Genomic DNA, 26,391 nt, shown 5'->3' with positions numbered 1-26,391 from the left:
CAACCCGCCGCCAGCCACAGGAGTCGTGCCAATGCCAGCCCGTATCAAGGAACCTCGGCTGGGGCTGACCTTTGATGATGTGCTGCTGGTGCCGGCGGCATCCGCCATCATGCCGAGCATGGCCGACACCTCCACGATGGTGACGCGCGGCATCAGCCTGAACATCCCGGTGATGAGCAGCGCGATGGACACGGTGACCGAAGCCAATATGGCGATCGCCATGGCGCAGATGGGTGGCATCGGCGTGCTGCACCGCAATCTCACCGTGGCCGAACAGGCGCTGGCGGTGAAGCAGGTGAAGCGGTTCGAAAGCGGCATGGTCGTCAATCCGGTGACGCTGACACCGGATCAGACGCTTGGCGATGCCCGCGCGCTGATGGCCAGCCACGGCATTTCCGGTTTTCCGGTGGTGGAGCGCGTCGGCCCAGGCGGCGCGCCGGGTCGCCTTGTCGGCATCGTCACCAACCGCGATCTGCGCTTTGCCGAAAATGATGCGCAGCCGATTGCCGAATTGATGACCCGCGACAATCTGGTGACCGTGCGCCCCGGCGTCACCGAAGCCGACGCGCGCCGCCTGCTGCACAATCACCGCATCGAAAAGCTGATCGTCGTTGATGATGACAATCATTGCATCGGCCTGATCACCATGAAGGATATCGTGCGCGCGGTGAACCATCCGCACGCCACCAAGGATGGCGCCGGCCGGCTGCGCGTGGCGGCCGCCACCACGGTGGGCGATGCCGGTTATGAACGCACCGAAGCGTTGCTCGATGCCGAATGCGATCTGATCGTGGTCGATACCGCGCATGGCCACAGCGATCAGGTGGCGGCCGCGGTGGCGCGGATCAAGCGGCTGAGCAACAATGCCCAGGTGATCGCCGGCAATGTGGCGACCGCCGCCGCCGCACGATCGCTGATCGATGCCGGTGCCGATGGCATCAAGGTCGGCATCGGGCCGGGCAGCATCTGCACGACGCGCGTGGTGGCCGGCGTGGGCGTGCCGCAATTGACCGCGGTGATCGATGCGGCCGAAGCCGGCTGGGCGGCCGGCGTGCCGGTGATCGCCGATGGCGGCCTGCGCACCAGTGGCGATGTCGCCAAGGCGCTGGCGGCGGGCGCCAGCGCGGTGATGGTCGGCAGCCTGCTCGCCGGCACCGAGGAAGCGCCGGGCGACACCTTCCTGTGGCAGGGCCGCACCTATAAATCCTATCGCGGCATGGGCAGTGTGGGGGCGATGGCGCGCGGTTCGGCGGATCGTTATTTCCAGCAGGATATCAAGGATCAACTGAAACTGGTGCCCGAAGGCATCGAGGGCCAGGTGGCCTTCAAGGGCCCGGTGGCCAATGTGCTGCACCAATTGGTTGGCGGGGTGAAGGCGGCGATGGGCTATACCGGTGCCACGACGCTGGCGGATTTCCGCGAGCGCGCCGAATTCATCCGCATCACCAATGCGGGCCTGCGCGAAAGCCATGTTCACGACGTGATGATCACGCGTGAAGCCCCGAACTACCCCACCAGCGGATGACACCTGCCGCACGCCTGGCTGCGGCCATCGAGATACTGGATGCGGTGATCATCGCGGCACGTGATGGCGGCGCTGCGGCCGACACGCTGATCCAGCGTTATTTCACCACGCGCCGCTATGCCGGTTCCAAGGATCGCCGCGCGGTGCGGGATTTGGTGTTCGGCGTGGTGCGGACCCTGGGCGAACGGCCGCATTCCGGGCGGGCAGCGGTGATCGGCTATGCCCGGGCCCATGATCCAACCTTGCTGGCGCATTTCGGCGCCGCCGGTCATGCGCCGTTGCCGCTGGTGCAGGGCGAACCGGCGGCCACCATGGGCCTCGCCCCGGCTTGGCTGCGCGATATGCTGGGCTTGCGCTTTGGCGGCGATGTCGGCCGGCAACTCGTGGCGCTGATGGACCGCGCACCGCTGGATGTGCGGGTCAACAGCCTGAAGGCGACCCGCGAACAGGTGGCGGCGGCTCATCCGGATTGGGAAATCCTGCCACGCACCGCGCATGGCCTGCGCCTGCCCACCGGTACGGTGCTGGAACAGTTGGAGGATTGGCAGGCCGGGCAGATCGAAGTGCAGGATGAAGGCAGCCAGATGGCCGCAGCAGCGCTGGCGGCGCGGCCGGGCGAAACGGTGGTCGATCTGTGTGCCGGCGCCGGCGGCAAGACGCTGGCGCTGGCCGCCGACATGGCGGGGCAGGGCAGGTTGGTCGCCTGCGACACCGATCGCGGCCGGCTGAGCCAGATGCCGCCACGCGCGGCCCGTGCCGGCGCGGATGGCATCGACATGCGGCTGCTTGATCCGGGTCAGGAAGCCGCCGCGCTGGCCGATCTGATGGGCCAATGCGATGCCGTGCTGATCGATGCGCCCTGTTCGGGCAGTGGCACCTGGCGGCGCAATCCGGAAAGCCGCTGGCGGCTGAACCGCGAACGGCTGGCGCGGCTGGTGCATACCCAGGCGCAGTTGATCAATCTCGGCACGCGGCTGCTGCGTCCCGGCGGGCGCATCGTCTATGTGGTCTGTTCGCTGCTGCCGCCCGAAGGCGAAGCGCAATTGGCCAACACGCCGGCATTGGCGCCGTGGAAAAGCCGCGTGCTCACGCCGGCCGACGATGGCTGCGACGGCTTTTTCATCGCGCAGTCATCGCGGCTTTGATAGGTTGGCGGCAGGGAGAGTTTCGATGCGTTTGTTTCTGTTGTCTGCGGCCCTGATCGCCACGGCTGCCCCTGCTGCCACCGGCCGTGACGACCAGTTGAAATCGCTATCGGTGCAACTGGCTGGCAGCGGCCAGATCGCGCTGACCGCCGGCAAGCCGCAAGACGCCATCGACAGTTTCGAAGCCGCACTGGCCGTCGATCCGCGCAATGTCGCGGCGTTCAGCGGCATCGCCCGCGCCTATGAAGCGCTGGGCCTGCCCGGCAAGGCGGTGAAATATTATCGCGAAGCACTGGCGCTGAACCCGTCGGACCTTGCCGCGCTGGAAGGCCAGGGCCGGGCACTGGTGGCGCGCGGGGCGACGGCGCGGGCGCAGATCAACCTCGCCCGCATCAAGGCGCTGTGCAAGGCGGATTGCTCGGCGGCGGCGCGGCTGGAAGGCGTGATCGCCAAGGGCACGCAGACGGCAAGTGCAGCGCCAGCGAAGCCGGTGGCGGCGCGGAACTGAAGGCGGCAGTTCAGTAATCCCACCCCCAGCCCCTCCCGCAAGCGGGAGGGGAGCCATTTGTGGTTGTGGATCGCGTATGCTTCACATCCAAACTTCTCCCCTCCCGCTTGCGGGAGGGGTTGGGGGTGGGCGTCGTCAAGCGCAGCCGGCTATTTCGCGCCGGGCGGATCACGCACAAAGGCCGGCACAGCGGCATCATCGCCAAACCGCCAGGCCGACAGGTACGACAGGCGCAGGATGTTGGTCATTTTGGCATAGTTGATCTTGTCAGCCGTGTCGGTCGTCTGGTGATAATCGGGATGGAAACCGGTGAAGAACCAGAAGGCCGGAATGTCGTTCAGCACGAACGGAAACTGGTCACTGCGGAAGAAGATGTTCAGCGCATTGTCCTTGTCGAACCGGTCATCGAGCGTCAGGCCGACACTGGCATTGGCGGCCTTCACGACGGCATCGAAATCCGGGCTGTAACCGGCGCCGATCAGGTTGAGCCGGTTGCTGGTGTCGGCCGGGATGGTGATCAGGCCGTCGGTCTGCTCGCTGGCCGTTTCGTCGCGGCCGATCATGTCGAAATTGATCATCGCCCGTGTCGTCGCCAGCGGTCGCAGCGGCTGCCGGGCCAGATGATAGGCGCCCAGCAGCCCGCGTTCCTCGGCGGCAAACACCACGAACAGGATCGAGCGTTTTGGCTTGACCGGATTGGCGGCAAAGGCGCGCGCCATCGTCACCACGCCCACCGTGCCGGAGCCATTGTCATCGGCGCCGTGATAAATGTCCGGCCCGGTGAAGCCGTCATGATCATGGTGCGCGCTGATGATGATGGTTTCGGCGGCCAGCTTGGGATCAGAGCCGGGCAGCAGGCCGACGACGTTGCTGGAGAAACCCCGCGACCGCACGCTGTTTTCCAGATGGATGGCCAGGCTGATGCCGGGCAGGCTGCGTGATTGCGGGGTGAGGTTCGCATCGATCGCCGCCTGCAAGGCTTGCGGGGTGGAACCCGTGCCGGCGAGCAGGCTGGCTGCCAGCTTGTCGTTCACGGTGAGGATCGGAATGTTGAGATCATCGTCGAGCAGCGCCTGCGCCGGCAACCCCGGCACCCGCCGGATGCTGCCACCGATGCGATTGACCCGGTCGATATTGGAGGGATGCTTGCGATTGGGTTCGGCCAGCACGATCAGTGCCAGCGCGCCGTGCGCCTGCGCGTTCAGCGCCTTCACCCGGTTGGTGGCATGGCGGGTGTTGCCGGTGCCGCCAAAGCGCGATTTCGGATCATTTTCCTGCGGCTCATGCTCGATCACCACCACGATCTTGCCGCGCGCTTCGAGGCCCTGATAATCGTCATAACCGATGCCGGGTGCGGTGATCCCATAGCCGGCAAAGACCAGCGGCGCCGACAGATCGAGATCATTCTTGTAGCCGCCGGTGAAATCCGGGAATTTCCAGCTTTGGGTGGCGGTGCCGGTCGTCAGGGTGAGGCTGTTGGCGGCGGTGTTGGGGCGATATTCCAGCAGCGGCACTGGCTGGAAAAAGCTGGCGGCGCCCCTGGCATCGGTGGCGGCCGGCTTCAGCCCCGCCTTGGCGAATTCGGCGGCCACCCACTGGATGGCGGCTTCATCGCCCGGTTGCAGCGACATGCGGCCCTGCATCCCATCGGAGGCCAGAAACCCGAGATCGGCGCGCAGATCGCCTTCGCGGATGCGATCAAACCCCGGCTTTTGCGCGGCCGGCACCGGTGCCAGGGCTGTGGCTGCCAACGCCGATGACGCCGAAAGCATCGCCAGCGCCAGACCAAGATTTTTCGATTTCATGTGCCCACACTCCCCTTGCGGCGGCTCGGCGGCGATTGTGGCATGTTCTGTGAGGGCGTAAAGGCCAATCGGCGTCGGCCTAAAGCCGGGCTGCCGCCTTGGCGAAGGCCTCCACCGGCACGGTTTCGGCGCGGGCTTCGGGCTTGATGCCCTCAAGCTCCAGCGCTTCCAACGCGCCGGGCATGCCGCGCACGCTGGCGCGCAGCATCTTGCGGCGTTGGCCGAAGGCGGCAGCGGTGAGCGCGGCCAGGCGCGCCGGGGTGGCGGGCGACAGGGGTTCGCATGGCACCAGATGCACCACGGCGGATTCGACCTTGGGCGACGGCACGAAGGCGCGGGCCGGCACGGTCATGGCGATGCGCGGGCGGCTGCGCCACTGGGCGAGCACGCTCAGCCGGCCATAGGCATCATCGCCCGGGGCAGCGACGATGCGCTGGGCCACTTCACGCTGGAACATCAGGGTCAGGCTGGCCCACCATGGCGGCCATTCGGGCGCGTCCAGCCAGCCGGTGAACAGCGACGTGCCGATGTTGTAGGGCAGGTTGGCGACGATATGGGCACCGTCCCCGGCCAGGGCGCGCGCATCAACGGCCATGGCATCACCGCCCACCACGGTCAGCCGGCCATCGGCGGCCGCGGCGAGTTCGGCGAGGGCGGGCAGGGCGCGGTCGTCGCGCTCCACGGCGATCACGTTGGCCCCGGTGCGCAGCAGCGCCCGCGTGAGACCGCCGGGGCCAGGGCCGACCTCATAGACGCGGCTGCTGCCATCCAGACCGGGAATGCGGGCAATGCGATCGAGCAGATTGGTATCGGTGAGGAAATTCTGGCCCAGCGTCTTCTTGGCGTTCAGCCCGTGTGCGGCGATCACCTCACGCAGCGGCGGCAGATCGGCCAATGCCATCAAGATGCCTTGCGCCGCGCTGCGCAGGCGCCGGCCATCCGGATCGCAGCCAGCATCGCGTTGGGCGTGGCCAGGCCGCGGCCGGCGATGTCGAACGCCGTGCCATGATCGGGCGATGTGCGCACGATCGGCAGGCCGAGCGTGACATTGACGCCATCATCGAAATGCAGCGCCTTCAACGGGATCAGCGCCTGATCATGATAAAGGCACAAGGCGACATCGAAACGCGCGCGGGCGGCGGCATGGAACATCGTGTCGGCCGACAGCGGACCGGTGATGTCGAGGCCGTCGGCGCGCAGGATCTCGATGGCCGGGCGGATGATGTCGACCTCTTCACGGCCCAGCGTGCCGTTTTCACCGGCGTGCGGGTTCAATCCGGCGATGGCGAGGCGGGGGGACGCGATGCCGAAATCCCGGGTGAGCGCCCGCGCTGCGATACGGGCGCGGGCGACGATCAGTTCGATGCTGATCAGGCGCGGCACATCCACCAGCGGCACATGCACGGTGAGCGGAATGGTGCGAAGCGATGGCCCCGCCAGCATCATCACCGCATTGGCGGCCGACACACCGCAGCGTTCGGCGACGAATTCGGTCTGCCCCGGATAGGAAAAGCCGATGGCGAACAATTGCGCCTTTGAAACCGGGCCGGTGACCAGCGCCGATGCCATGCCCTGGCGGGTGAGGCCGACGGCAAACTCCAGACTGTCCAGCGCACAGCGCGCGCCGGCCAGATTGGGTTCACCGGGCACGATCTCGCCGGGATCATCGACCTGGATCAGCGGCAAGGCGTTGGCAAAGGCGCCAGCGGCTTCGGCGGTATCGGACAACACGGCGATCGGCCCGTCCCACACGGCGCGGATCGACCTTGCATCACCGATGGCCAGGAACGGCGGGAAGCCCCGACCTTCGCTGCACAGTTCGTTGCGGCGTTCCCAGGCGCCGGCGATGATTTCCGGGCCGATGCCGGCGGGATCGCCGATGGATACCGCCAGCGGCGCCGCCAGACTGTGCGGGCTCATCAGCGATAATCGACGATGGCGTCGCGCCGGAGATCGCGCAGGTAGCGGCGGGCGCGCATGTTCACCCGCTCATCGTTCATCTGGGCATAAATCTCGTCGAAATTCGGCGCCTTGGCTTCGATCTGGCTGTCGTCGCGGCCGCACAGCACCAGCACGCGCAGGCCTTCTTCGGCCGAACCGAACGCCGGCGTGGCTTCACCGATCGACAACTTGCCCAGGATGGCCTGCAGCGGCGCCGGCAGATCCTTCATGCGGATGGCATCATTGGTGGCAACTTCGCCGCCGATCTTCTTGGCGACAGCCTCCACCCCGCCGCAGCCACCCATCCCGCGGGTGGCCAACTGGATCTCCGCCACCTTTTCCCGCGCCTGGACTTCGGTGGTATTGGCCTGCAGCGGGATGGTCAGTTGCTTCAGACTGAGCAGCGCCAGCGTCGGATCGGCGGCCAGCACCTGCCGGCGTTCCAGCATCGACATGATGGCGACGCCGCCGGTGACCGGGATCGGATCGCTGATCTGGCCGGGTTGCAACGTGGCCACGGCGGGGGCCACCTTGTCGTTCAACTGTTCGGCGCGCACCCAGCCAAGATCGCCACCCAGGCCAGCGGTGGAGGCTTCGGAAAACTGCCGCGCATAGGCGACGAAGCTGGCCCCGCCGCGAATCTGACCAGTGATGCGTGCGGCATCTTCCATCACGGCATCGAGGGTTTCGGGCGTCGCCGACAGGAAAATCTCGCCGACATGATATTCGTCCTTGCCCTTGGCGGCGTTCAATTTGTCGATCACCTGCTGCACTTCATCGTCGCCGACATTGACCATCGGTTCGACCTTGCGGCGCAGCACCCGGCTCCAGGCCAGTTCGGCGCGGATCTGGCCTTTCAGGCTGTTGGCCGATGATCCGCTGGTGTGCAGATAATCCTCGAACACCTTGGGCGTGCGCTTGAAATTCTGGGCGATGCGCTCGAACGAGCGTGTCACTTCGGCTTCGTTGATGCGGATGTCGTTCTCGGCCGCTTCCTGCATCTGCAGTTTTTCATCGATGAGGTTGCGGACGATCTGCAGGCGCAAACGCTGGCGTTCGGCATCATCGATGCGGCCGCCGTTCGCCGCAACCACCAGCCCAAGGCGCTGATCGATATCGGTATCGGTGATGACATCGCCGTTGACGATGGCCTGTGCCTTGCGCAGCGCCGGATCGACGTCACCCATCAGCAGCACATCGGGCAGATCATTGGCGGAAAAGCTGCGCTGTGCCGATGTCTGTGCAAAGGCGGGAGCCAATGCCGGTGCCGCCATCGGGGCCAGCGCCGCCACGCCAGCCAGCAGGCAGGCGATCAGTGACCGGTTCAACTTTGCAGAATTCATTCCGTCACTCCGTCGCGCATCGGCGCCCACCCCCCGTTGCTGCTTGGCCTTAGCGCATCGCCGCCCATGGGGGAAAGCGCGATAATGCTGGCCTGCCAGCGCGCATCTGAACGCCCGGTGAAAAATTGATTGGTATTGGCCAATGGTGTGGCCTCGGCTGATTTATCGGCCAATTGTCTTGAAGGCTACGCTGATCTGGAAATTGTTGCCGGGGCGGAAATCACGGTCGCCCACATAATCGCGGCGCCAGCCAAAGCCCACCCGGAAACATTCGTCTTCATACTCCACCCCGATGCGGTGGCGGATCGGGTCAAAGCCGTTGCCGGTGGTCTGGGGATTGTCGGCCTTTGTCGTCAGATCGATGATGGCGTTGCCGAACAGCGTCCAATAACGCGCGAAGGCCACCCGGCCGGCAACGCGCAATTCCTGCCGATCTTCCAGATCCTCCAACGTGACGTTGCGGTTGAGCCGTATATAGGCCGCCGAGACATAGGTGCGCCGGCCGCCGATGGTCAGGTCGATTTCGTTGCGGCGCACGGCAAAGCTGTTCTTGTCGAGCCGGAAGCGCTGGGTGAGTTCAACCAGCCGGCCGATCTTCAGCGTGGCGCGCCCCACCACATCGGAAACCCGGCCCTGATAACCGGTGCCGGCCGCAAATTCCCCGCCATCGCCATCCAGGCGCAGCGATTGGCCGATTTCGGCGCGGATCTGCCAGCCCGGGCGATCGAGCATATATTCGCCGCCCCAGGTGACGCGGCTGCCGCTTTCGATGCGATCGAGCCCCGGCGTGCGGTTGAGATCGAACAGGCTGTTGTCATCCAGTTCGAAGGCGCGGGCGTCTTCGTTGGGAAAGCCCAGATTGGCCACGCGCGGCGCCGCGACCAATTGCAGGCGCGGGGAGATCATCTGCTCCCCGCCAAGGGCCGGGCCAGCGAACGGCCAGGCAATGTCGATGGCGGCCAGGCCAAAGCCGCGTCCGCGCCAGCCATCCCGCCCGGCATATTCGGGCAGTGTGGCCAGCGTGCTGTCGCGCACATCATAGAGATCACCGCGCGCCAGCCCGGAAAGGGTGACCCGGTGGCCGAGCGAGGTCGTCAGGCTGCGATCCCAGCGCGCCCAGCCCAGCGCGCGGAACATGTCCTGCCCGCTGGCGCGGGTGAGCAGGGTGGAATTGGCGCCAAAGCGCAACCGGCCGCCGCCAATGTCCCAATCCGGGCGCCAGTCATAATCGATCAGTGGCAGCAGCAGCGGGCTTTCCCCGGCACGATCGGTGGCGCGCAAGCCCTGGAAATACCAGGCGGCAACCGACAGCCAGCTTTCGTCGGTGATGCGTTCCAGCGCATAGGACGACCGCAGCGTGTCATCAAAGCCCAGGCCATAGCGGCGGTTGAATGTATCATCGGTGGTCAGTCGCACCGAAAACACGCTGCGCCAGTGCGGGCTGTGCTGCAGCCGGCCCTTGATGCCGACATAGGCCCTGAAACGCTCGCCGCGATCAAGCTCGGTAAAGCCATCGGCGGCCAGATCGAAGCGCCGCGACACGGTGAACATGCCGTCGACCTGGATCGGGCCGTCCTTCAGCAGCTTGCGCGCCTGAAACGCCAGCGCCGGATTGGTGGCGGTATAGAGCCAGGGGGTGAGCGTGGCATCGAAATCCGATCCCGGCGCAAAATGGATCGGGGCCGAGACACCCAGGCCAAGCTGGCGCTGCAGTTCGATGGCCGGCACCAGCACGCCGGCGGCGCGCGGCGCATCGCCATCCGGGTGCGACAGCCGCGGGAAATACAGCACCGGCACGCCGAACATTTCCAAGCTGGCATTGCGATAGGAAATGCGGTGGCGCGATTCATCATAGACGATTTTCACCGCCTTGATCTTCCACACCGGGGTTTGCGGGCAGCCGATGTTATCGATCACCGCGCAAGGCGAATAGGCGGCCCGATCGAGCGAATAGCTTGTCCCGGCGCGGGTGGCCGTGCGGGCGCCCAGACGGCCGCCATCGTTGAGCACCAGCAGCATGTTGGCGATGGCGCCATCGCGCAGCGTATCGGTGAGGGTGATGCGATCACCCATCGCCTGATTGCCGGCCGGATCGGTGATCGACACATTGCCGATCGCCACCACTTCGCCCGGCGTGCCGTCGCTGCTGCGCTGATATTCCACCCGATCGGCCGACAGGCGATAGGCATCGCGCGTCAATTCCACCCGGCCGCTGGCAATCACCAGTTGCCGGGATTCGTCATAAATGAGCTGGTCGGCGCCGAAATCCAGCGTGTCACCCGCGCGTGGCGGCGTGGCGGCGCGCTGTTCGGCATCAGGATCACGGTTGGCTGGATCGCGATTGCCCCACAGTGCCGGGCTCAGCCGCTGGGCCAGGGCCGGGGCGGGCGCCAAGGCCAGGGTTGCGGCGGCCAGCAGCAGCGCGGAACGGCGCTTGCCGGGTGGGGGAGCGGTGAAAGCCACGCGCGCTCGATAGCCGGGCCAGACCCCACCCGCAACCATCTGCTTGGCGCAGGCCCGCAGCGGGCCTAATCGATGGGCCACGCGCGAATCAGTTCAAGGACATTGTCATGCTTGCCATCACCTATCTGCCTGCTGTTGCCGCCGATGCCACCGATGCCCTGGTGGTGCTGGCCGGGCCTGGTCTGGTCCTTTCCGATGCCGCCAAGGCCGCCGATGCCGCCACAGGTGGCGCGGTGACGGCCGCGGCCGCCGCGGCGCGCTTCGATGGCGAAGCCGGTGCCATCGTCGAGATCCTTGCTCCGGCCGGGCTGCCCACCCGCCGGCTGCTGCTGGTCGGCACCGGCCCGGCCGCCAAGCTGGACGCACTGGCCGCCGAGCGCATCGGCGGTGCCATCACCGCGCGGCTGCTGACCAGCGGCGAGGCCCATGTGAATGTCGATGTCGCCGGTGTGCTGGATGGCGTCTTGGCGGCGCATCTGGCGCACGGCGCGACGTTGCGGGCATGGCGGTTCGATCAATATCGCACCAAGCAGCCTGAGAAGCAGAAGCCGACGCTGGTTGGCCTCTCCATCATCGGCGGCGGCGATGCCGATGTGCATGCGCGGCTGGCGGCGATTGCCGGCGGCGTCGCGCGCACGCGGGCCTTGGTGAGCGAGCCGCCGAACGTGCTGTATCCCGAAAGCTTCGTCGAAAGCGCCCGCGATCTGGCGGCGCTGGGCGTGGAGCTGACCATCCTTGATGATGCGGCGATGCGCGCATTGGGCATGGGCGCGCTGCTGGGTGTGGCGCAAGGCTCGGTGCGGCCGGCGCGCATCCTGGCGATGCGCTGGAACGGCACCGGCCGCGACGATGTGAAGCCGGTGTGCCTGGTCGGCAAGGGCGTCACCTTCGACACCGGCGGCATCAGCCTGAAACCGCCGGGCGGCATGGAAGACATGAAGTGGGACATGGGCGGGGCAGGGGCCGTGACCGGCGCCATGCACGCCATCGCGGCGCGCAAATCCAAGGCGCATGTGGTCGGCGTGATCGGCCTGGTGGAGAATATGCCCGACGGCAATGCCCAGCGCCCCGGCGATGTGGTGACCACCATGAACGGCCAGACGGTGGAGGTGATCAACACCGACGCCGAAGGCCGGCTGGTGCTGTGCGATGCGATCTGGTGGGCGCAGGAGACGTTCGGGCCGGAGGTGGTGGTCGATCTGGCGACACTGACCGGGGCGATCATCGTGTCGCTGGGCCATGAACATGCCGGGATGTTCGCCAATGATGATGGCCTGGCCGGGCAGCTCAATGCAGCCGGCGCGGCGGTGGGCGAAAAACTGTGGCGGATGCCGATCGGCGACGCCTATGACAAGTTGATCGACAGCGACATCGCCGACATCAAGAATGTCGGCCCGCGCGAAGGCGGATCGATCACCGCGGCGCAGTTCATCGGGCGCTTCATCAAGCCGGGCGTGAAATGGGCGCATCTCGATGTCGCCGGCACGGTGTGGGCCAGCAAGGCCGGGCCCCTTTGGGACAAGGGCGCGACGGGTTACGGCGTGCGCCTGCTCGATCGGTTCGTCGCGGACAATTTCGAGGGGTGATCAATCCTCCCCCTCAGGGGGAGGTGGCACGCGAAGCGTGACGGAGGGGGCGCGCCGGTAGCGGCAAAGGCCAGCCCCCTCCGCCCTTCGGGCACCTCCCCCAATGGCGGAGGATCACCAAGCCTTGCCATTTGCAGGCCCGGCCTGTAGGGGGCCGCGCATTCCCTATCCCGCACTGCAACACAGGAATTTGCCATGGCGATCACGCGCACCTTCTCGATCATCAAGCCCGATGCCACCGCCCGCAACATCACCGGCAAGGTGAACACGATGATCGAAGCCGCCGGTTTGAAGATCATCGCGCAAAAGCGCCTGCACCTCACCCAGGCCCAGGCCGAAGGCTTCTACGCCGTCCACCGCGAGCGCGGCTTTTTCGCTGATCTCGTCGGCTTCATGATCTCCGGCCCGGTGGTCGTGCAGGTGCTGGAAGGCGAAGACGCCGTCCCGACCTATCGCGCCATCATGGGCGCCACCAACCCGGCCAACGCCGATGCCGGCACCATCCGCAAGGAACTGGCCGAATCGATCGAAGCCAACACCGTGCATGGTTCGGACAGCGAGGAAAATGCCGCGATCGAGATCGCCTATTTCTTCGCGCAGACCGAAATCGTCGGCTGAGCCGACGCACCCCGCGCATGGAAAGGGCCGCAGCTTCCGCTGCGGCCCTTTTTCTTTGCACCGGCCCCGCAAGGGGACGATCCTGTTCGCCGATGACTTCAAGCCGGCTTCGTGCGCGTCATTTCTGCTTCTTCACATAGGGCGTGATCTCCAGCGCCCCCGGTTCGACGGCATGGACGCCGCCAAACACCAGGATACCGCCGCGGAATTCGATCAGCTTGTAATCCTTGTAACTGCCAAGATCCCAACCCCGCCACTTGAACGACTTGCCGACAAAGGGCAGCGAGCCGTTCACGTCGAGCTTGGCGTCGTCATTGCGGGCAAATGGCTGGCGGCGGTCCGTCAGCATGATGCGAAGGGCGGTGTCCAGCTCGGTGTTGAGCAGGGCTTTCAGCTTTTCGCCATTGTTTTCGGTGAGGCTGCCCTCACCGACCAACGGCATCGCCGGGCCTTCGCAGCAGAAATACTTGATGGTCCTGGGCTTCTTGCTGCCGGCTTCGGGTTCGAGCTTGGTCTTCAGCACGATATAGGGCCGCACGTCGGTTTCGTTGACGTAGGTGAGAACAATATAGGGCACCACCGAAACGGCTGACGGGCTTTCTTCCGTGGCAAGCGTGTAGCCGCCGCGGAACGATTCCTCGGCCAGGATGCCGCTGGCCAATTCGCTGGCCCGGCCGGCCACGTCGAAGCGCAGCGCGTCCTGGATGTCGTTCGTCCGCTTTCCCCCGGCATCGGTGTTGGCCGCGCTCTGGATGGCCACGCCGACCACGCCGAACAACAGGCCCAGCGCGCCACCCTTCTGGTGGCCGGATACGACGATATTGCTGTCGGTGATCCGCTTCACGCCCATGGGCAGATCGCTCATTCCGTTGGGCCCCTTGTCGGAAATGAAGATGCTCAAGGGGGCCACAGCGGGCGCGGCGGCGGCGGCGTCCGTCGCCTGTGCAGCAAGCGGCTGCGCCGATAGGCCAGCCAGGGCCGCAGCAAGAAGCAGATTGCGCATCATGTCGATATTGTCCCCCATTGTGCTGCAGCCCAGTCCTGCGTGCCGGCTGCCCGGCGGAAATAGGCGAGGCTGATGTTGGGAGCAATGGGGTGGGCAGCCCCAGCGTTACAGAAGCGCAGCATTGCCAGCCGCTTGGGCGCGCCCAAGCGCCGCACCGCGATCAGCATCGGCTCAACCATTGCCCGGTCGGGCCTTTCCGGGAGCACGAAGCCCAATCAGCCGGCGGGGCCGAATCATCCGGGGCGCCGGTCATGCTCCGTATCCGGCACCTGTCGCATGGCGGCTTTCGGAAACAGCGCGATCAGGCGGGCCAATCGGCGGTCGACCGCGCGAGGTAGCGCACCAGCTTGTCGCCGCCGGGCAGCGCGGCCCGGCCAATGTCCGCAAAGCCCAGGCGTGCGTGGAAGGCATCAGAGGCCGGGTTGGGCGGCTGGCTGTTCACTTCGCAGCCGATCAGCGGCACGCCTTCGGCCATCGCTCGGCGGAACAGCTCGTCGTACAGCGAACGGGCAACGCCGCGGCCGCGCGCTGCGGCTGAAACGACCACGCGGTCGATGTAGATGAAGCGGGGGTAGCGCGCCTTGAACCACAGATAGTTCGGGCTGGCGTAATCGGGATGGGTTTCATCCAGCGCGATCAGAAAGCCAAGCTGGCCGTCCGGGCCGGCGAGGCCGAGATGCCAGCAGCCAGCGACCAGCCGGTGCAGCGCCGCAGCATCGAGCGGGGATGTTTCCTGCTCGTTGGCAGCGTTCAATGCCAGCAAGTTGTGCTCAGCAGCGGGGGAGAGGGTGAGCGTCATCGCTGTTCAGGTCGGCAGCGGGTTGCCGAGCGCGTGGTGGACGATGGCATCGACATGCAGCCCGGCACAATCGACCAGCGGATAGGGCGACGTCGCCGCATCGAAGACCAGGGCCAGATCGGTGCCGCCCAGCATGAGGGCTTCCACGCCGTCCTCGTTCCGCAGTTGATCTGCCGCTGCCCGGAAGATCGCCCGCTGATCCGGCGTGACGCTGCCGGCCGCGGCCATGGCGGCATAGGCATCATGCACGGTGCCGAGCCTGTCGCCGCGTGGCGGAACGAGTTCGGCCGTGGCGATGCGGCCATAGAGCCGGGTTTCCATCACGGTGCGGGTGCCGAGCAGGCCGATCCGCGACAGGCCGGTGCGCTGGATATGGGCGCTGATCGCGCTGAGCATGTCGAGAAGCGGCAAGGGCGACACAGCGGCAAAGTCCTCGACGCAGAAATGCCCGGCGATCGATGTGATCGCGACGAAATCGGCGCCGGCATCGGCCAGTCGCGCGGTCAGCCGCCGATAGATCGCCACCTGTGCCGCTGCATCCCCGGCCGCCAGATTGGCCAGCAAGGTGGGGGCATCGGCATGCACGACGGTCAATTCAAGCGGCGCACCGGCCTGCGCAAAGGCCGCAATCAGCCGGCGGTAATAATGGTCGGTCGCTGCCGGGCCGATGCCGCCGATCAAGCCGATGTGCATGGTCAGAACGGCAGCATCGCCAGACGGCGCGGCGCGCACAGCCGCCAGGCCGCGGCCATCATCGCTTCGATCACCGTCCAGTCCGGGCCTTCGGTCAGCTTGATGCCGATCCAGCCCGCTGGGCCGAAATATTTGGGACGGAAGAATCGGTCCGGGTCCTGCTCGATCAGCATTGCGGCCTCATCCAGGCCGGAGACTTTCAGCAACAAGGCGGTGATGCCGTCGCCGTGGTGATTGTCGCTGAAATAGGCGAAGAACTTGCCGCCTTCGACGAAGAAGCCGGGGGAGCCGTGCGAGAGTTTCTCGGCCACGGCCGGCAGGTTCAGCGCCAGGCTGCGCACGCGGGCGAGCAGCGCTTCGGGGCGGCTGGCGGCAGAGACGAAATCGGCGAGCACGCGCGGGTAGAGTTGGTGTTCGGCATATTGCACACGCACCGCCAGCGTGTCCGGCGTGTCGCCGGGCAGCACCGCGATGCGGGCCTGGCCGAGGATCGGGCCATCGTCGAGTTCCGGCGTGACGATGTGGATGGTGCAGCCGGTCTCAAGCTCGCCGGCCGCCAGCACCGCCTCGTGCGTGTGCAGGCCCTTGTGTTTGGGCAGCAGCGACGGGTGGATGTTGAGGCAGCGGCCCTGCCAGTGGGTCACGAATTCGGCCGACAGCAGCCGCATGTAGCCGGCGAGTGCGATCTGCGTCACGTCGGCGGCTTCCAGTTCGCGGGTGATGATCGCATCGAATTCGGCGCGCTTCAGGCCCTTGTGGCTGTGGGCGAAGGTCGGCACGCCCTCCGCGGCCGCCAGATTCAGCCCGGCCGCATCCGGATCATTGCTGCCGACCACGACAATTTCGTAAGGGCAGGCCGGATCGAGCCGGCTGGCATGGAGCAGCGCGGCCATGTTGCTGCCGCGCCCGGAGATGAGGACGCCGACTCTGGCCTTCTCAGCCATCGTGGCTGGCCGTCCATGCCACCGATTCGCCCCATTGGCCGGGCGCGCCGTGCACGTCGCAACCGCGCGGGCCGGCGATGATCTCGCCGATCACGCTCGCAGCTTCGCCGGCCGCCACCAGCGCCGCGATCACCGCATCGGCTTCGCCGCGGTCGACTGCCAACACCATGCCAGTGCCGCAATTGAAGGTGCGCGCCATTTCGGCCGCCGCCACGCTGCCCTGCGCGCGCAGCCAATCGAACAGCGGCGGCAGATGCGGTGCCGCCACCAGCGCGCGCGCGCCTTCGGGCAGCACGCGCGGGATGTTTTCGAGAAAGCCGCCGCCGGTGATATGCGCCAGCGCCTTGATCTGGCCGGCGCGGATCAGCGGCAGCAGCGCCTTCACATAGATGCGGGTCGGCTCCAGCAGCGCATCGGCCAGGCTGCGCGACGCATCGAACGGGGCCGGGGCGGCCAGATCGGCGCCCGACCGCTCAAGAATGCGGCGGATCAGCGAATAGCCATTGCTGTGCGCGCCCGACGACGCCACGCCGATCAGCAACTGGCCCGGCGCCACGGCATCGCCGGTCAACTGCTCGCCGCGCTCGACCGCGCCGACGGCAAAGCCGGCGAGATCATAATCGCCGGGCGCATACATGCCGGGCATTTCCGCCGTCTCGCCGCCGATCAGCGCGCAACCGGCCTGGCGGCAGCCATCGGCGATCCCGGCCACGACGCGCGCGGCGACGCCGTTCTCCAGTTTGCCGGTGGCGAAATAATCCAGGAAAAACAGTGGCTCGGCACCCTGCACGATCAGATCGTTGACGCACATCGCCACCAGATCGATGCCGACCGTGTCATGCCGGCCGGTGTCGATCGCCAGCTTCAGCTTGGTGCCGACGCCGTCATTGGCGGCGACCAGCAGCGGATCCTTGTACCCCGCCGCGCGCGGATCGAAAAAGCCGCCGAAACCGCCGAGTTCGGCGGTCGCGCCGGGGCGGGCGGTGGCGCGGGCCAGCGGCGCGATCGCCTTCACCAGCGCATTGCCGGCCGCGATATCGACGCCGGCTTCGGCATAGGTCAGGGGGCGTTTATCGGTCATGCGCGCCGCCATAGCGCCAGATTTGTGCGCGCGCCAGCATGCGGGCTTGGCAATCGCGCGGCGGCGGCTCTAAACAGCGGGCGTGAAGCGTATCTTGCCCGTGCTGGTCCCAGTGGCTGCGATTGCCGGTTTGCTGGCGGCGATTGCCGTGGCCCAGCCATCCACGCCCAAGGCCATGGTGCCGCCGCCCGACCGGTCTGGCGGCGGCAGCAGCAGTGCCTATGCGGTGGGCGGCATCGCCGTGGATGTGACGGCGCGCAGTATCGATGATGCGCGCCGGGCGGCATGGACGGCGGCGCAGCGCCAGGCCTGGCCCTTGCTGTGGGTGCGGCTGACCGGGCGTACCGCCGCCGAGGCCCCGCGCCTGGCCGATGGCCAGATCGATGCAATGGTCGCCGGCATCGAAAGCCAGGGCGAGCAGTTTTCCGACACGCGCTATATCGCGAAGCTTGGCGTGGTGTTCGATCGCAGCCGCGTGGCCGAGCGGCTGGGCGTCAGCATCAACTTGCTGCAATCGCCGCCGATGTTGCTGCTGCCGCTGTTGATCGATGGCGGCGCCGGCAATCTGTTTCAATCGGGCAACGCCTGGGCCGATGCCTGGGCAAGCTGGCGTGGCAATGTCACGCCGATCGATTATGTGCTGCCGCCTGGCGGCCCGGCCGACAATCTGTGGTTGACCGTGTGGCAGACGGGTCGCCGGGACCGTGATGGCTGGCGCCAGATCATCACGCGGTTCGATACCGTGGATGTGCTGGTTGCCGAAGCACGACTGACGCGCAGTTTTCCGGGTGGGCCGATCAAGGCGCTGTTCATCGCCCGCCATGGGCCGGATGGCATCGAGCTGGGGCGGTTCGTGGTGCGGGTGCAAAGCGAAGCGGCGTTGCCGGCGCTGTTGCAAGACGGTGTGCGCCGCATCGATGCCGCCTATGCCGATGCGCTGCGGGCGGGCCGGTTGCAGGCCGAGCCTGACCTGGCCATCGATATTGCGCCGATCATCGATTCCGAACCGCTCATCGGCGAGGCGCTGCCAGACGATGCGCAACTGCAGGTGGCGGTGATCACGCCGGATACCGCCAGCCTGGCCACGGCCGAGCGCCTGCTGCGCGGCATTGCCGATGATATCGTGGTGCGGCAGCTTGCGGTGGGCGGCACCAGCCGCATCGAAGTGGCGATGTCGGGCGGCGAGCCGGCGCTGGTCGCGGCGCTGGCCAGGGCCGGCTGGGCGCTGGAGCGGGTCGGCGCTGATCTGGTGCTGCGCCGGCGACCGGCTGCGGTCGTGACTGCGGTGCCGGCTGGTCCGGCAAGCGCCCCGGTGGCTGCAAAGCCCAAATCGCCGGTGGTTGGGCCGCGAACGGCACCGCGCCCGGCTGCGGCGCCGCCCGCAGCGCCATCTGCCACCGATTGACGCTGTTGCTGTTCCCGGAACTGCCTTCAGAGCCGCCATTGCCGTTGGCCTGGCCGGTCGATCACAGCCCGTCGCGGTTGGCGGTGACCGATGCCAACCGCGCCGCGGCGGCGTGGCTGGCGGCGCCCGCCTTGTGGCCGGTGCCGGTGACCTTGCTGATCGGCGCGCCCGGATCGGGCAAATCGCATCTGGCCGGCTGGTTTGCCGCGCACCACGACGGCCTCGTGATCGAAGCGGCCGACACGCACGAACCCGAACGCCTGTTCCATGCCTGGAATGCCGCCACGCCGGCGCGGCCGTTGCTGCTCACCAGCCAGCGGCCCCCGCGCGATTGGCACCATGGCCTGCCCGATCTGGCCAGCCGGCTGGCGGCGACTCCGCTGATCCGGTTGGGTGAACCCGATGATGAACTGCTGGGGCTGGTGCTGGCCAAATTGTTCACCGATCGCGGCATCAAGGTTGGCGATGATCTGATCCGCTGGCTGGTGGTGCGCATCGAACGCAGCCTGGGCGCGGCGCAAGCCGTCGTGGCGCGGCTGGATGCCGAAGCGCTCGCTCGCCACCGCGCCATCACCATCCCGCTGGCCCGCGAAGTGGTGGATGGGCAGGGCGAGATGGGCTTTTGACGGCGCAGCGCAACAGCCTTGCAGCGCATGACATTTCCATTGCACGCTGCTTTTCCCTACCACGCAGGCTTGCTGCGCGTTAGACAGGCCTCATGCTGCACGTCGCGCCCGAAATTCCGCCCAGCGACCGTTATATCAACCGCGAACTGTCGTGGCTGTCGTTCAACGATCGGGTGCTGGCCGAGGCGATGAACCGCGCGCATCCGCTGCTCGAACGGCTGCGCTTCCTGTCGATTTCCGGCAACAATCTCGATGAGTTCTTCATGGTGCGCGTCGCCGGCCTGCGCGGGCAGGTGCGGGCGGGGATCGACACGCTCAGCGCCGAAGGCATGACCCCGGCGCAGCAGTTGATCGCCATTGGCGACAAGGCCGACAGCCTGATGGAGGAGCAGCAGCGGGTGTGGGGTCTGCTCGCCAAGGAACTGGCGCGCGCTGATTTTCATGTGATCACCGCCGCCAAGCTGACCAGGGCTGAACTGGCCTGGCTGGAAACCCATTTCCTTGATCAGATCTTCCCGGTGCTCACGCCGCAGGCCATCGATCCGGCGCATCCGTTTCCGTTCATCCCCAACAAGGGCTTCTCGCTGATATTGGAATTGCGGCGGCAGTCGGATGATGAGCTGCTGCGGGCGTTGCTGATGCTGCCGGCGATGCTGCCGCGCTTCATCCGGCTGCCGGGCGGCACCGGCCAGGCTGTGCGCTGGATTTCCCTGGAGAACACCATAAGGGCATTCTTCGGGCAATTGTTCCCCGGCTATGATCTGATCGGCGATGCGGCTTTCCGGGTGATCCGCGATTCGGACATCGAGGTGGAGGAAGAAGCCGAAGATCTCGTGCGCTTCTACCAGACGGCGCTGAAGCGTCGCCGCCGCGGCGAGGTGATCCATCTCGCCATGGAAGAAGTGGCCTTGCCCAGCCTGCATGCGCTGGTGAAAAACATGCTGGGGGTCGATGATCGCAGCACCATCCTGGTGGCCGGCGTGCTGGGCATCAACGATCTGGCGCTGCTGGTCGATGAAGACCGGCCCGATCTGAAGTTCGAACCGCACAGCCCGCGCTTTCCGGAGCGTATCCGCGAACATGGCGGCGATTGTTTTGCCGCGATCCGGACCAAGGATCTGGTTGTCCACCATCCTTACGAAAGCTTTGAGGTGGTGCTGGCCTTCCTGCGGCAGGCTGCTGCCGATCCCGATGTGATTGCCATCAAGCAGACATTGTATCGCGCCGGCAAGAACTCACCGATCGTGCGCACGCTGATCGATGCGGCCGAGGCTGGAAAATCGGTGACGGCGGTGGTCGAACTGAAAGCCCGGTTCGACGAGGAGCAGAATATCCGCTGGGCCAGCGAGTTGGAACGCGCCGGCGTCCAGGTGGTTTATGGCTTTGTGGAATGGAAGACACACGCCAAGCTGAGCATGGTGGTGCGGCGCGAAGGCGCGGCAATCCGCACCTACGTCCACTTCGGCACCGGCAATTATCACCCGATCACCGCGCGCATCTACACCGATCTGTCGTTCTTCACCGCCGATCCGGTGCTGGCCCGCGATGCGGCGCAGGTGATGAATTACATCACCGGCTATGTGCAGCCGACCCGGCTGGAAAAGCTCGGCATGGCGCCGCTGTACATGCGCGACCGGCTTTATGGCCTTATCGATGCGGAGATCGCGCACTGCAAGGCCGGCCGGCCGGGGGCGATCTGGGTGAAGTTGAACAGCCTGGTGGATACCGGCCTGATCGAGAAGCTCTATGAAGCCAGCGCCGCCGGCGTCGAGATCGATCTGATCGTGCGCGGCATCTGCTGCCTGAAGCCGGGAGTGCCGGGCCTGTCCGACAATATCCGCGTCAAATCGGTGATCGGCCGCTTTCTGGAGCATAGCCGCATCACCGTGTTCGGCGGTGGCCATCATCTGCCCAGCCCTTCGGCCAAGGTGTTCATCGGTTCGGCAGACTGGATGCCGCGCAACCTCGATCGCCGGGTGGAGATCATGGTGCCGATCGAAAACCCCACCGTGCACGCGCAGGTGCTCGATCAGGTGATGCTGGCCAATCTGAAGGACAATCAGCAGAGCTGGGAGATGGATGCCGACGGCCGCTACACGCGGGTGAAGGCCGGGCGCGATGACAGCTTCAACCTGCACCGTTATTTCATGACCAATCCATCACTGTCGGGGCGCGGGCACATGAAGAATGCCGCCGCCGTGCCGGTGCTGGTGCTGCCCGATGAAGATGATGATCTGAACGATGTCCGTGACGATGCCGGCCTTGCCTGATCCGGTGATGAGCCTGGCCCGCCGGGTCGGATGGGTGCAATCGCCAGCAGTGGCTGCGGCGCCGGATGACCGCTGCGCCATCATCGATATCGGCAGCAATTCGATCCGCCTGGTGGTGTATCAGGGTCGCACCCGCACGCCGACCATCATGTTCAATGAAAAGGTGATGGCCGGGCTTGGCCGTGGCCTGGCCGCCAATGGTCTGCTGGGCAAGGGTGCGATGACGGTGGCCATCGCCGGGCTGCGCCGCTTTGCGGCGATCACCCGCGCCATGGCCATTGCCGATGTGCGCACCGTCGCCACCGCCGCCGTGCGCGAAGCCGGCAATGGCGCGGCCTTCATCGAACGGGTGGAGCGCGAATGCGGCCTGCCGATCAGCGTGATCGACGGTGAAGCCGAAGCCAATGGCGCGGCGATGGGCCTGGTTTCGGGCATTCCGCAGGCCGATGGCGTGGTCGGCGATCTGGGCGGTGGCAGCCTGGAACTGGTCAGGGTGTCTCGCGGTGAACTGGGCCACCGCATCTCGTTGCCGATCGGGGCGCTGCGGCTGGATGCGGTGCGCAAGCGCGATCGGCGCGCGCTGGCGCCGTTCATCGCCAAGGCGCTCGATCAGGTCGGCTGGGCCGAAGAAGGCCGCGCCAAGCCATTCTACATGGTCGGTGGATCGTGGCGGGCGCTGGCGCAGATCCATATCTGGATGACGGGCCATCCGCTGCCGATCGTGCATCAATATGAAATGCCGGCCACGGCGCCAGCATCCTTGTTCCGCAGCCTGACGCACATGGATGCGGCCACGCTGAAGGCGGTGCCGCACCTGTCCATGTCGCGGTTGCCGTCGTTGCCGGGCGCGGCGATGCTGCTGGCGGCGGTGGTCAAGCGCCTGGGATCATCAAGCGTCATCGCTTCCGGGTTCGGCCTGCGCGAAGGGCTGCTCTATGCCGATCTGGCGCCCGACGCGCGCGCGCTCGATCCGCTGGTTGAAGCGGCGCGCAGCGAAGGGGCGCGGCAAGGGCGGTTTGCCGAACATGGCGACATGCTGTTCGATTGGATGGACCCGCTGTTTGCCCCCCAACCTGATTTCGAGCCGCCCGGTGATCGCCGGCTGCGGCTGGCGGCGTGCCTGCTCAGCGATATCGCCTGGCGCGCGCACCCGGATTACCGCGCCGAACGCGGGGTCGATGTCGCGCTGCACGGCAATTGGGTGGCAGTGACCGCCAGCGAGCGCGCCGCGCTGGCCTGTGCGCTGCACTTCTGCTTTGGCGGCAGCCCGGATGCGCCGTTGATGGCGACGTTGCTGCAGCTGGCCCCGCCACAATTGCTGGCCCGCGCCCGCGCCTGGGGGCTGGCGCTGCGGTTGGGCCAACGCCTGACCGGCGGGACGGCGGTGGGCCTCGCTGCCAGTCGGCTGGAACGCGAAGGCGATGCGCTGATATTGCGGCTGGGGGCCGGGCAGGGTGATCTGGCCGGCGGCGATGCCGTGCTGCGCCGGCTGAAACTGCTGGGCACGATTCTGGCCCTGGAGCCGAAGCTGGTGGTGGGCTAATCCTCGCTGACCCGCGTCAGCTTCAACTTGCCTTCGGCCACGGCAAAACCCAGCCGGCCTTCGACCAGGGCCAGCGCATCAGCGCCGAAGATATCGCGACGCCAACCGTCGAGCATGCCGAGGCCCTTGCGCTGCCCGGCGGCGAGCAGTTCCAGATCATCGGCGCGCACGATCAGGCGCGGCGCGACGCCGGCTTCCTTGGCGCGGATTTTCAGCAGCAGTTTCAGCAGATCGGCGATCAGCGCGCCTTCCGATGACAGGCCAGGGCGCTGCGGTTCGCGTGCCGGCATTTCATCGGCTTCCAGCGGCGGGGCGGCCTCCAGCGCGGCCATCAGGCGGGCGCCGATGCCATTCGATGCCCAGGCGGCCGACAGGCCGCGCACCTTGGCCAGATCATTCTGGCCACGCGGCGGTGAGGAGGCGAGATCGGCAAGCGTTTCGTCCTTGACGATGCGGCCGCGCGGCACATCCTTGTCTTGCGCTTCCAGTTCGCGCCAGCGTGCCAGCGCCTTCAAGCGGCCCAGCACATCGGCCTTGCGGCTGGGCAGGCGCAGCCGCAGCCAGGCCTTTTCCGGATCATTGGCATAGGTGGCCGGATCGGACGCGCGCGCCATTTCATCATCGAGCCATTCGCCGCGCCCGGTGCGGCGCAGTTTTTCGACCATCTTGGGGAACAGCCGCGCCAGATGGGTGACATCGCCGATGGCATATTCGATCTGGCGATCATTCAGTGGCCGCCGCGCCCAATCGGTGAAGCGCGCGCCTTTATCGACCTGCACATTGGCGTAGGCAGCGACGAGATTCGTGTAACCGATCTGCTCGCCCAGCCCCAGCGCCATGGCGGCGATCTGGGTGTCGAACAACGGCTGCGGCGTCTTGCCGGTGAGGTTGTAGATGATCTCCAGATCCTGGCCGCCGGCATGGAACACCTTGAGCACCGGATCATCGACCAGCAGCTTCAGCAGCGGTGCCAGATCAAGATCGGGGCTCTTGGGATCGATCGCCGCCGCCTCGTTGGCGCAGGCGACCTGCACCAGGCACAGATCGGGATAATAGGTGGATTCGCGCATGAATTCCGTGTCCACCGTGATGAAATCAGCGGTGGACCAGCGGTCGCAAAGTTCCTGGAGGGTCGCGGTGTCCGTCACCAGCGGATGAATCAGCATGGGGTTCGTTACTCCAATCTCGCCGCTTGACAAAGCGGTGATTGACGTGTGCTACCCGCCTCCTTTGATCACACCGTCGGAATCCGCATGATGCACGCCTATCGCACCCACAATTGCGCCGCCCTGCGCGCGACCGATGCCGGCCAGACGGTGAAGCTGTCAGGCTGGGTGCATCGCAAGCGCGACCATGGCGGCGTGCTGTTCATCGATCTGCGCGACCATCATGGCATCACCCAGGTGGTGGCCGGGCCGTCCTCGCCGGCCTTCGCCGTGCTCGATCGCATCCGGGCCGAATCCGTGGTGACGATCGTGGGCGAAGTCGTGCTGCGTGAAGGCGGCGCCGTGAATGCCCGGCTGCCGACCGGCGATATCGAAATCCGCGCCGCCGAGATCGTGGTGCAATCGGCGGCCGAGGAATTGCCGATGCCGGTGGCGGGCGAGGCGGAATATCCCGAAGACATCCGCCTGAAATATCGCTTCCTCGATCTGCGCCGCGATCGGCTGCACGCCAACATCATGCTGCGCAGCCAGGTGATCGCCTCGCTGCGCCAGCGCATGATCGCGCAAGGCTTCACCGAGTTCCAGACGCCGATCCTGACGGCGAGCAGCCCGGAAGGCGCGCGCGATTATCTGGTGCCCAGCCGCGTGCATCCCGGCAAATTCTATGCGCTCCCCCAGGCGCCGCAGATGTTCAAGCAGTTGCTGATGGTGGCCGGGTTCGATCGTTATTTCCAGATCGCGCCCTGTTTCCGCGACGAGGATGCGCGCGCCGACCGCAGCCCGGGCGAATTCTATCAGCTCGATTTCGAAATGAGCTTCGTCACGCAAGACGATGTTTTTGCAGCAATCGAACCGGTGCTGGCCGGCGTGTTCGAGGAATTCGCCGGCTTTGGCGGGCGCGACCCGTGGGCGGTGACCAAGGGCGCGTTCCCGCGCATTCCCTATGCCGAATCCATGCTGAAATACGGCAATGACAAGCCGGACCTGCGCAACCCGCTGGTGATCAGCGACGTGGGCGGCCATTTCGTCGGTTCGGGCTTTGGCCTGTTCGCCAAGCTGGTCGAAACCGGCAATGTCGTGCGCGCCATTCCGGCGCCGGGCACGGCCGACAAGAGCCGGAAATTCTTCGACGACATGAACGAATGGGCGCGCGCCGAAGGCTATGCGGGCCTGGGTTATGTCACCCGCAAGGCCGGTGAGTTTGGCGGCCCCATCGCCAAGAACCATGGCGAGGCCGGCATGCTGGCCTTGTATGAAGCGCTCGGCCTCGGCCCGGACGATGGCTGTTTCTTCGCCGCCGGCAAGGAGGCCCAGGCCGCCAAGCTGGCCGGGCTGGCGCGCACCCGCATCGGCACCGAACTGGGCCTGATCGAGCAGAACGCCTATAAATTCTGCTGGATCGTCGATTTCCCGATGTATGAATATGACGAAGACGCCAAGAAGATCGATTTCAGCCACAACCCGTTCTCGATGCCGCAGGGCGAACTGCACGCGCTGGAAACGCAGGACCCGCTGACCATCAAGGCCTATCAGTACGACATCGTCTGCAACGGGGTGGAGCTGTCGTCAGGTGCGATCCGCAACCACCGGCCGGATATCATGTACAAGGCGTTCGAGATCGCCGGCTATTCGCAGGCCGACGTCGATGCCAATTTCTCGGGCATGATCAACGCCTTCAAATATGGCGCGCCGCCGCACGGTGGTTCAGCGCCGGGGGTGGACCGCATGGTGATGCTGATTGCCGACCAGCCGAACATCCGCGAGGTCATCCTGTTCCCGATGACGCAAAAGGCCGAAGACCTGATGATGAATGCGCCCGCGCCGGCGACGATGCGGCAGTTGCGGGAACTGCATATTCGCGTGGTGGACTGACCCACCCCCAGCCCCTCCCGCAAGCGGGAGGGGAGCAACTTGTGCAGGCGCC

22 protein-coding genes are annotated in these 26,391 nt (G+C 66.3%); 10 read left to right on the top strand and 12 right to left on the bottom strand.

The features are described 5' to 3' along the window. Positions 1 to 31: 31 nt before the first annotated feature. Genes guaB through ABWP22_RS10240 form a run of 3 tightly spaced genes read left to right on the top strand, consistent with a single transcriptional unit; the run spans position 32 to position 3,178 of the window. The gene (gene guaB / locus ABWP22_RS10250) at positions 32 to 1,525 is read left to right on the top strand and encodes an IMP dehydrogenase (RefSeq protein ID WP_353199876.1); all 1,494 of its coding nucleotides are present in this window, start codon (positions 32 to 34) and stop codon (positions 1,523 to 1,525) included. Next, on the top strand, positions 1,522 to 2,670 hold the full coding sequence (locus ABWP22_RS10245) for an RsmB/NOP family class I SAM-dependent RNA methyltransferase (RefSeq protein ID WP_353199875.1): 1,149 nt from the start codon (positions 1,522 to 1,524) through the stop codon (positions 2,668 to 2,670). Before guaB ends, ABWP22_RS10245 begins: the two co-directional genes overlap by 4 nt. A gap of 25 nt (positions 2,671 to 2,695) precedes the next feature. Continuing rightward, on the top strand, positions 2,696 to 3,178 hold the full coding sequence (locus ABWP22_RS10240) for a tetratricopeptide repeat protein (protein ID WP_353199874.1): 483 nt from the start codon (positions 2,696 to 2,698) through the stop codon (positions 3,176 to 3,178). 149 nt (positions 3,179 to 3,327) lie between these two features. On the opposite strand, the gene ABWP22_RS10235 is transcribed toward ABWP22_RS10240, so the two are convergent. The 5 genes from ABWP22_RS10235 to ABWP22_RS10215 form a co-directional block, all read right to left on the bottom strand. Then, the gene (locus ABWP22_RS10235; RefSeq protein ID WP_353199873.1) at positions 3,328 to 4,983 is read right to left on the bottom strand and encodes a M20/M25/M40 family metallo-hydrolase; all 1,656 of its coding nucleotides are present in this window, start codon (positions 4,981 to 4,983) and stop codon (positions 3,328 to 3,330) included. 79 nt (positions 4,984 to 5,062) lie between these two features. Further along, positions 5,063 to 5,884, bottom strand: a complete 822-nt coding sequence (gene rsmA, locus ABWP22_RS10230; RefSeq protein ID WP_353199872.1) for a 16S rRNA (adenine(1518)-N(6)/adenine(1519)-N(6))-dimethyltransferase RsmA — start codon at positions 5,882 to 5,884, stop codon at positions 5,063 to 5,065. Continuing rightward, the gene (gene pdxA / locus ABWP22_RS10225; RefSeq protein ID WP_353199871.1) at positions 5,884 to 6,903 is read right to left on the bottom strand and encodes a 4-hydroxythreonine-4-phosphate dehydrogenase PdxA; all 1,020 of its coding nucleotides are present in this window, start codon (positions 6,901 to 6,903) and stop codon (positions 5,884 to 5,886) included. The genes rsmA and pdxA overlap by 1 nt, the downstream gene beginning before the upstream one ends. Beyond that, entirely contained in the window at positions 6,903 to 8,267 is a 1,365-nt protein-coding gene (locus ABWP22_RS10220) for a peptidylprolyl isomerase (RefSeq protein WP_353199870.1), read from the bottom strand. The genes pdxA and ABWP22_RS10220 overlap by 1 nt, the downstream gene beginning before the upstream one ends. Before the next feature lie 162 nt (positions 8,268 to 8,429). Then, a complete protein-coding gene (locus tag ABWP22_RS10215) occupies positions 8,430 to 10,730 on the bottom strand; it encodes an LPS-assembly protein LptD (protein ID WP_353199869.1) in 2,301 nt (766 codons plus the stop codon). A 107-nt stretch (positions 10,731 to 10,837) separates the two neighbouring features. Between ABWP22_RS10215 and ABWP22_RS10210 the strand changes: the two genes are divergently transcribed. Both ABWP22_RS10210 and ndk read left to right on the top strand, forming a co-directional pair. Then, positions 10,838 to 12,316, top strand: a complete 1,479-nt coding sequence (locus ABWP22_RS10210; protein ID WP_353199868.1) for a leucyl aminopeptidase — start codon at positions 10,838 to 10,840, stop codon at positions 12,314 to 12,316. 195 nt (positions 12,317 to 12,511) lie between these two features. Then, entirely contained in the window at positions 12,512 to 12,934 is a 423-nt protein-coding gene (gene ndk / locus ABWP22_RS10205) for a nucleoside-diphosphate kinase (RefSeq protein ID WP_353199867.1), read from the top strand. A gap of 118 nt (positions 12,935 to 13,052) precedes the next feature. Here the strand turns inward: ndk and ABWP22_RS10200 are convergent, their stop codons facing one another. From ABWP22_RS10200 to purM, 6 genes are all read right to left on the bottom strand, one after another. Further along, positions 13,053 to 13,799 (bottom strand): hypothetical protein, encoded by a 747-nt coding sequence (locus ABWP22_RS10200; RefSeq protein WP_353199866.1) that lies wholly within the window; start codon positions 13,797 to 13,799, stop codon positions 13,053 to 13,055. Between the two features lie 137 nt (positions 13,800 to 13,936). Then, positions 13,937 to 14,119, bottom strand: coding sequence for a hypothetical protein (locus ABWP22_RS10195; RefSeq protein WP_353199865.1), 183 nt, complete (start codon positions 14,117 to 14,119; stop codon positions 13,937 to 13,939). Between the two features lie 122 nt (positions 14,120 to 14,241). Further along, positions 14,242 to 14,703, bottom strand: coding sequence for a GNAT family N-acetyltransferase (locus tag ABWP22_RS10190; RefSeq protein WP_353199864.1), 462 nt, complete (start codon positions 14,701 to 14,703; stop codon positions 14,242 to 14,244). Positions 14,704 to 14,745: 42 nt separating this feature from the next. Beyond that, positions 14,746 to 15,432, bottom strand: coding sequence for an aspartate/glutamate racemase family protein (locus ABWP22_RS10185; RefSeq protein ID WP_353199863.1), 687 nt, complete (start codon positions 15,430 to 15,432; stop codon positions 14,746 to 14,748). Between the two features lie 2 nt (positions 15,433 to 15,434). Beyond that, positions 15,435 to 16,376: a phosphoribosylglycinamide formyltransferase gene (gene purN / locus ABWP22_RS10180; protein ID WP_353199862.1), complete on the bottom strand. Its 942-nt coding sequence runs from the start codon at positions 16,374 to 16,376 to the stop codon at positions 15,435 to 15,437. Next, positions 16,369 to 17,469, bottom strand: a complete 1,101-nt coding sequence (purM, locus tag ABWP22_RS10175; protein WP_502951113.1) for a phosphoribosylformylglycinamidine cyclo-ligase — start codon at positions 17,467 to 17,469, stop codon at positions 16,369 to 16,371. Before purM ends, purN begins: the two co-directional genes overlap by 8 nt. 70 nt (positions 17,470 to 17,539) lie before the next feature. Between purM and ABWP22_RS10170 the strand changes: the two genes are divergently transcribed. The 4 genes from ABWP22_RS10170 (at position 17,540) to ABWP22_RS10155 (ending at position 23,301) form a co-directional block, all read left to right on the top strand. Beyond that, positions 17,540 to 18,862 carry a heavy-metal-associated domain-containing protein gene (locus tag ABWP22_RS10170; protein ID WP_353199860.1) on the top strand — a complete coding sequence of 441 codons (1,323 nt, stop codon included), beginning with the start codon at positions 17,540 to 17,542 and terminating at the stop codon, positions 18,860 to 18,862. Beyond that, complete coding sequence (locus ABWP22_RS10165; RefSeq protein ID WP_353199859.1) at positions 18,859 to 19,488, top strand: HdaA/DnaA family protein; 630 nt, start codon at positions 18,859 to 18,861, stop codon at positions 19,486 to 19,488. Before ABWP22_RS10170 ends, ABWP22_RS10165 begins: the two co-directional genes overlap by 4 nt. A 92-nt stretch (positions 19,489 to 19,580) precedes the next feature. Continuing rightward, positions 19,581 to 21,758, top strand: coding sequence for an RNA degradosome polyphosphate kinase (locus ABWP22_RS10160; RefSeq protein WP_353199858.1), 2,178 nt, complete (start codon positions 19,581 to 19,583; stop codon positions 21,756 to 21,758). Beyond that, positions 21,730 to 23,301 carry a Ppx/GppA phosphatase family protein gene (locus ABWP22_RS10155; RefSeq protein ID WP_353199857.1) on the top strand — a complete coding sequence of 524 codons (1,572 nt, stop codon included), beginning with the start codon at positions 21,730 to 21,732 and terminating at the stop codon, positions 23,299 to 23,301. Before ABWP22_RS10160 ends, ABWP22_RS10155 begins: the two co-directional genes overlap by 29 nt. Here the strand turns inward: ABWP22_RS10155 and rnd are convergent. Beyond that, a complete protein-coding gene (gene rnd, locus ABWP22_RS10150; RefSeq protein WP_353199856.1) occupies positions 23,298 to 24,467 on the bottom strand; it encodes a ribonuclease D in 1,170 nt (389 codons plus the stop codon). The two genes, ABWP22_RS10155 and rnd, sit on opposite strands and share 4 nt — an antisense overlap. 90 nt (positions 24,468 to 24,557) lie before the next feature. Between rnd and aspS the strand changes: the two genes are divergently transcribed. Beyond that, positions 24,558 to 26,339: an aspartate--tRNA ligase gene (gene aspS, locus ABWP22_RS10145; protein WP_353200001.1), complete on the top strand. Its 1,782-nt coding sequence runs from the start codon at positions 24,558 to 24,560 to the stop codon at positions 26,337 to 26,339. Positions 26,340 to 26,391 lie beyond the last annotated feature (52 nt).

Origin of the sequence: Sandarakinorhabdus sp. (assembly GCF_040398665.1) — a bacterium.
In the GTDB taxonomy this organism is placed as follows: Bacteria; Pseudomonadota; Alphaproteobacteria; order Sphingomonadales; family Sphingomonadaceae; genus Sandarakinorhabdus.
This window is presented reverse-complemented; position numbering and strand designations above follow the sequence as displayed.

Excerpts from the sequence above, each read along its gene's own strand:
- purM (WP_502951113.1), bottom strand. The coding sequence starts at position 17,469 with ATGGCGGCGCGCATGACCGATAAACGCCCCCTGACCTATGCCGAAGCC.
- ABWP22_RS10185 (WP_353199863.1), bottom strand. The coding sequence starts at position 15,432 with ATGCACATCGGCTTGATCGGCGGCATCGGCCCGGCAGCGACCGACCAT.
- ABWP22_RS10195 (WP_353199865.1), bottom strand. The coding sequence starts at position 14,119 with ATGGTTGAGCCGATGCTGATCGCGGTGCGGCGCTTGGGCGCGCCCAAG.
- ndk (WP_353199867.1), top strand. The coding sequence starts at position 12,512 with ATGGCGATCACGCGCACCTTCTCGATCATCAAGCCCGATGCCACCGCC.
- ABWP22_RS10245 (WP_353199875.1), top strand. The coding sequence starts at position 1,522 with ATGACACCTGCCGCACGCCTGGCTGCGGCCATCGAGATACTGGATGCG.
- ABWP22_RS10155 (WP_353199857.1), top strand. The coding sequence starts at position 21,730 with ATGTCCGTGACGATGCCGGCCTTGCCTGATCCGGTGATGAGCCTGGCC.
- ABWP22_RS10220 (WP_353199870.1), bottom strand. The coding sequence starts at position 8,267 with ATGAATTCTGCAAAGTTGAACCGGTCACTGATCGCCTGCCTGCTGGCT.
- rnd (WP_353199856.1), bottom strand. The coding sequence starts at position 24,467 with ATGCTGATTCATCCGCTGGTGACGGACACCGCGACCCTCCAGGAACTT.
- ABWP22_RS10210 (WP_353199868.1), top strand. The coding sequence starts at position 10,838 with ATGCTTGCCATCACCTATCTGCCTGCTGTTGCCGCCGATGCCACCGAT.
- ABWP22_RS10240 (WP_353199874.1), top strand. The coding sequence starts at position 2,696 with ATGCGTTTGTTTCTGTTGTCTGCGGCCCTGATCGCCACGGCTGCCCCT.
- pdxA (WP_353199871.1), bottom strand. The coding sequence starts at position 6,903 with ATGAGCCCGCACAGTCTGGCGGCGCCGCTGGCGGTATCCATCGGCGAT.
- aspS (WP_353200001.1), top strand. The coding sequence starts at position 24,558 with ATGCACGCCTATCGCACCCACAATTGCGCCGCCCTGCGCGCGACCGAT.
- ABWP22_RS10160 (WP_353199858.1), top strand. The coding sequence starts at position 19,581 with ATGCTGCACGTCGCGCCCGAAATTCCGCCCAGCGACCGTTATATCAAC.
- rsmA (WP_353199872.1), bottom strand. The coding sequence starts at position 5,884 with ATGGCATTGGCCGATCTGCCGCCGCTGCGTGAGGTGATCGCCGCACAC.
- purN (WP_353199862.1), bottom strand. The coding sequence starts at position 16,376 with ATGGCTGAGAAGGCCAGAGTCGGCGTCCTCATCTCCGGGCGCGGCAGC.
- ABWP22_RS10200 (WP_353199866.1), bottom strand. The coding sequence starts at position 13,799 with ATGAGCGATCTGCCCATGGGCGTGAAGCGGATCACCGACAGCAATATC.
- ABWP22_RS10235 (WP_353199873.1), bottom strand. The coding sequence starts at position 4,983 with ATGAAATCGAAAAATCTTGGTCTGGCGCTGGCGATGCTTTCGGCGTCA.
- guaB (WP_353199876.1), top strand. The coding sequence starts at position 32 with ATGCCAGCCCGTATCAAGGAACCTCGGCTGGGGCTGACCTTTGATGAT.